Source organism: Streptomyces sp. NPDC057654 (assembly GCF_042800135.1).
Classification (GTDB): Bacteria; Actinomycetota; Actinomycetes; order Streptomycetales; family Streptomycetaceae; genus Streptomyces.
The window spans coordinates 1-4,154 of the sequence record NZ_JBHVHQ010000770.1 but is presented as its reverse complement, the minus strand read 5'-3'; the positions used below and the strand labels follow the sequence as shown (position 1 = coordinate 4,154).

The 4,154-nt window shown below is 72.9% G+C and carries 4 protein-coding genes; 1 reads left to right on the top strand and 3 read right to left on the bottom strand.

The genetic code is table 11. The features are described 5' to 3' along the window. From ACFU99_RS35470 to ACFU99_RS35460, 3 genes are all read right to left on the bottom strand, one after another. Nucleotides 1-456 (bottom strand): MFS transporter (locus ACFU99_RS35470; RefSeq protein WP_384400279.1); only part of this gene is annotated, 456 nt, incomplete at its 3' end. A gap of 44 nt (nt 457-500) precedes the next feature. Beyond that, nucleotides 501-1,820, bottom strand: a complete 1,320-nt coding sequence (gene hisD / locus ACFU99_RS35465) for a histidinol dehydrogenase (protein ID WP_384400276.1) — start codon at nt 1,818-1,820, stop codon at nt 501-503. 219 nt (nt 1,821-2,039) lie between these two features. Further along, nucleotides 2,040-3,035 carry a LacI family DNA-binding transcriptional regulator gene (locus tag ACFU99_RS35460; RefSeq protein WP_384400273.1) on the bottom strand — a complete coding sequence of 332 codons (996 nt, stop codon included), beginning with the start codon at nt 3,033-3,035 and terminating at the stop codon, nt 2,040-2,042. A 428-nt stretch (nt 3,036-3,463) separates the two neighbouring features. On the opposite strand from ACFU99_RS35460, the gene ACFU99_RS35455 reads away from it, so the two are divergent. Next, nucleotides 3,464-4,154, top strand: a 691-nt coding sequence (locus ACFU99_RS35455; RefSeq protein ID WP_384400270.1) for an alpha/beta hydrolase domain-containing protein, incomplete at its 3' end; no start/stop codon positions are given.

The following is a 4,154-nucleotide window of genomic DNA, read 5'->3' as shown; positions in this document are numbered from 1 at the left end:
GCGGCGGGCACGCGGCGCGTTCTCCACCGCGACGATGGCCGCCCCGCCCCACTCGCCGCCGACCGCGAGCCCCTGGGCCAGCCGCAGGACGCACAGCAGCAGCGGCGCCCCGACCCCGATCTGCTGGTAGGTCGGCATCAGGCCGACCCCGGCGGTGGCCACCGTCATGATCGAGAACGTCAGGATCAGCGTGGACTTGCGGCCGATCCGGTCTCCGAGGTGTCCGGCGACGAACGCGCCGACGGGGCGCGCCAGGAAGCCCACGCCGAACGACGCGAGCGAGACGATCTGGCCGACGCCGGGCGCGAGGTTCGGGAAGAACAGGTGCCCGAACACCAGCGCGGCGGCGACGCCGTAGATCGTGTACTCGTACCACTCGACGATCGCGCCGATGGTGCCGGACTGAAGTGATCGACGGCGGACCTGCTCCGGCGTCAGGGTAGCGGCGGTGGCCATGTGATCTCCGTTGATCGTGCCAGGGCGGGGCGGGTGCGGCGGTGTCAGCTGCGGGCGGTGCCGTAGTGGTCGGTCCACTCCAGCGGGACGCCGGCGTACTTGGCGGCCCGTACGTCGCCGGAGCGGGCGTGGCCCTCGAAGAGCTCGACGCGGGCGGCCCGGCCGCACAGCACCCCGAGGTCGGCGGACGACCCCGGCTCGCGCACCTCCTGGTAGGTCACGGTGCGCAGGTACATGCCGACCCACAGGCCGCCGGTGTAGCGGGCCGCGCCGCGGGTCGGCAGCACGTGGTTGGTGCCGATCACCTTGTCGCCGTAGGAGACGCAGGTGCCCTCGCCCAGGAACAGGGCGCCGTAGGCGTGCATCTTCTCCAGCGCCTCGCGGGGGTTCTCGGTGAGGACCTGGACGTGTTCGTAGGCGAACTCGTCGGCGACGCGGTACGCCTCGTCGAGGTCGTCGGCGAGGACGATCTGGCCGTGGTCGCGCCAGGCCGGACCGGCGATGTCGCCGGTGCGCATGCCGGGCAGGATCTCCTCGATGTGCCGCTGCACCTCGTCGGCCACCCGCTCGCTGGTGGTGACCAGCACGGCCGGGGAGTCCGGGCCGTGCTCGGCCTGGGAGAGCAGGTCGACGGCGGCGATGAACGGGTCGGCCTTGTCGTCGGCCACGACGAGGATCTCCGTGGGGCCGGCGAACAGGTCGATGCCGACCTCGCCGAAGAGCTGGCGCTTCGCCTCGGCCACATAGGCGTTGCCCGGCCCGGCCAGCATGTTCACCGGGTCGATCGTCTCGGTGCCGACGCTCATCGCGGCGATCGCCTGGACGCCGCCGAGGATGTAGATCTCGTCGGCTCCGGCGAAGTGCATCGCGGCGACGGTGGCGGCGGGGATCTCGCCGCGGATCGGCGGGGTGCAGGCGATCACGCGGGGCACACCGGCGGTCTTGGCGGTCACGATCGTCATGTGCGCCGAGGCCGTCAGCGGGTAGCGGCCGCCGGGCACGTACGCGCCGACGGACTGGACCGGAACGTGGCGGTGGCCGAGGAAGACGCCGGGGGCGGACTCGATCTCGACCTCGGACATCGACGCGCGCTGTGCCTCGGCGAAGCGGCGGACGTTCGCCTGGACGGTCTTGATGTCCTCGATGACCTGGGCGTCGAGCGTGCCGATGAGCTCGGCGATCCGCTCGTCGCCGAGGCGGAAGGACTCCGGCTCCCAGCGGTCGAAGCGCTTCGAGAGCTCGCGGACCGCCGCGTCGCCACGGCCGCGTACGTCGGCGATCAGTTCGCGGACGGCCTGCGCGACGGTGTCGTCGCCGGACGGCGCGGTGGACGAGGTGGTGGCGGCCTTGATGGTGCGGGACACGCCCAGCTCCTTTGCTCGGACTGTGGATACGTATCCATTGGATACGTATCCACAGCATGGAACGCGAACCGCCGAACGGTCAAGAGGTGACGGAGAAGTGTCTTGCGCGAGACGGTGGGGGTGCTTTACGCGGGGCGGTGGAGACGCCTTACGCGGGGGCCGCGGTGGAGGCGCCTCACACGGGGGACGGCCTTACGCGGGAGCCGTGGCGGAGACGCCTTACGCGGGGGCCGTGGTGGAACGCTCGACGAAGTCGACGGGCAGGACCTCGCGCCGGGGCGGCGCGTCCGGGTTCTCCAGCCGCTCCAGCAGCAGCTCGACCCCGGCCTGGGCGATCCGCTCCAGCGGCTGGCGCACCGTGGTCAGGGCGATGCGCTCCCACGCCGACAGCGGCACGTCGTCGCAGCCCACCACGCTCAGCTCGCGCGGCACCGAAACGCCCGACGCCGCGGCCGCGTTGAGCGCCGCGTACGCCATGACGTCGTTGTGGCAGAACAGCGCGGTGGGCGGCTCCGCGCCGGCCAGGAGCGCGCGCACCGCGTCATAGGCGGTCGCGTAGTCGTAGTCCCCGTCGGCCTCGGTCAGGGCGACGCCCCCGTGGGCCGCCACCCGTTCGTGGAACGCGCGGCCGCGCTGCTGCGCCGTGCTCGCCCCGGCCGGGCCGCACACCATCGCGATGCGCCGGTGCCCCAGCCCCAGCAGGTGGTCCGCGGCCAGCCGGCCCGCCGTGGCGTTGTCGGCCTCCACCTGGTCGGCCGGGAAGTCATCGAGGGTGCGGTGGCACAGCACCGCCGGGACCCCGTGCCCGAGCATGCGGTGGACCAGCGGGTCGTCCCGCACCGCGGCCGTGAACACCACCCCGTCCACGCCCTCGCGCCGCAACAGCGCCAGCCCCTCCTCCGGGGTCATCACGTCCGTCACCAGCGACAGGCGCAGCCCCCGCTCGTGCAGCACCCGCTCCATGGCCTTGACCATCACCGGGTAGAACGGGTTCGTCAGATCCCGGATGACCACGCCGATGAGCCCCGAGCGCGAGCCCACCAGACTGCGCGCCGCCTGGCTCGGCTGGAAGTCGTACTTGGCGACCGCGTCGAGCACCCGCCGCCGGGCCTCGGCGGACACGCTGCCGCCGTTCAGGACGCGGGAGACCGTCGACTGGGCGACGCCCGCCTCGCGGGCGATCTGCACGCTCGTGACTGCCGGCCGCCGCGCCATGGATCCCTACTTCCGTCTGGTGTCGGAGCAAGGATACGAAACCCGTGCCGCCGCGGCTCCGGGCCGGGGCCCGGGCGGAGGCCGAGGGCGTTCGTCCGACGGATCGTCAGGGGCCGGGCCGCCGCCCAGGTCGAAGCCGGAACCGAGGCCGGGAGGGCGCACCGAGCGCCGGTTCCGGCCCGCCCGGCGGGCGGAGCGCGGCGGGCGTTCCCCGAGCGGCCGCGATTCCGGCCCGCTTCGGCCTTCCGCGTCCCCGTCCGTCAACTTCCCCGGCGGTACGGCTCATTGCGTGCCACGAAGCCCTTGATCACACGGCCCCGGCGGCATAACGTGCCGTGGATACGTATCCATGAATACGTATCCATCGAATGGCACCCCCTGCGAGCAGGGCCCCGACGCGCCTGCCCCCAACCCCCCGAGGAGAGCGCATGCCCAGCCTTCCACCGCTCCGCCGCGTACTCGGCGCCGTGCCCAGAGCCCTCCGCGTCGGCGCCGCGGCGACCCTGGTCGCCGGCGGCCTCGCCGCCACCACCGCCGTCCCCGCGCACGCCGCCGTCCGCGAGCCCCTGCCCACCGTCTCCGGCCCGCTGCCGGAGAGCGCGTCCTCGCACGCCTTCGGCGCGGCCCCCTACGAGCAGGTCCCCGAGGACCTGACCCGGTCCGGCTACAGCGAGGGCGAGTACACCGTCAGCGGCACCGCCAACGTCTACGACTGGCCGAAGCCCGGCGCCGCGGTCGTCCGCACCCCCGACGCCCCCTACACCACCCGCATGCTCGTACGGCGCCCCGCCGACCGGGCGAAGTTCAGCGGCCGGGTGGTCGTCGAGATGCTCAACCCCTCCAGCCACTTCGACCTCAACATCGGCTGGGCGCACACGCACCGGCAGTTGGTGAAGAACGGCGACGCCTGGGTCGGCGTCACCGTCAAGCCCACCTCCATGGAGGCGCTGAAGAACTTCGATCCGAAGCGCTACAAGGACCTCTCCCTGGCCAACCCGCTGCCGCTGAGCGACCCGCGCAACTGCGCCACCGTCCCCGACGACTCCTCCCGCACCACCGAGAACGGCCTCGCCTGGGACATCTACGCCCAGGTCGGACGGCTGATGCACAGCTCCTCGG

What these genes read in the sequence shown, in the direction of transcription:
- ACFU99_RS35460 (WP_384400273.1), bottom strand. Translation starts at nt 3,035, where the DNA reads ATGGCGCGGCGGCCGGCAGTCACGAGCGTGCAGATCGCCCGCGAGGCG.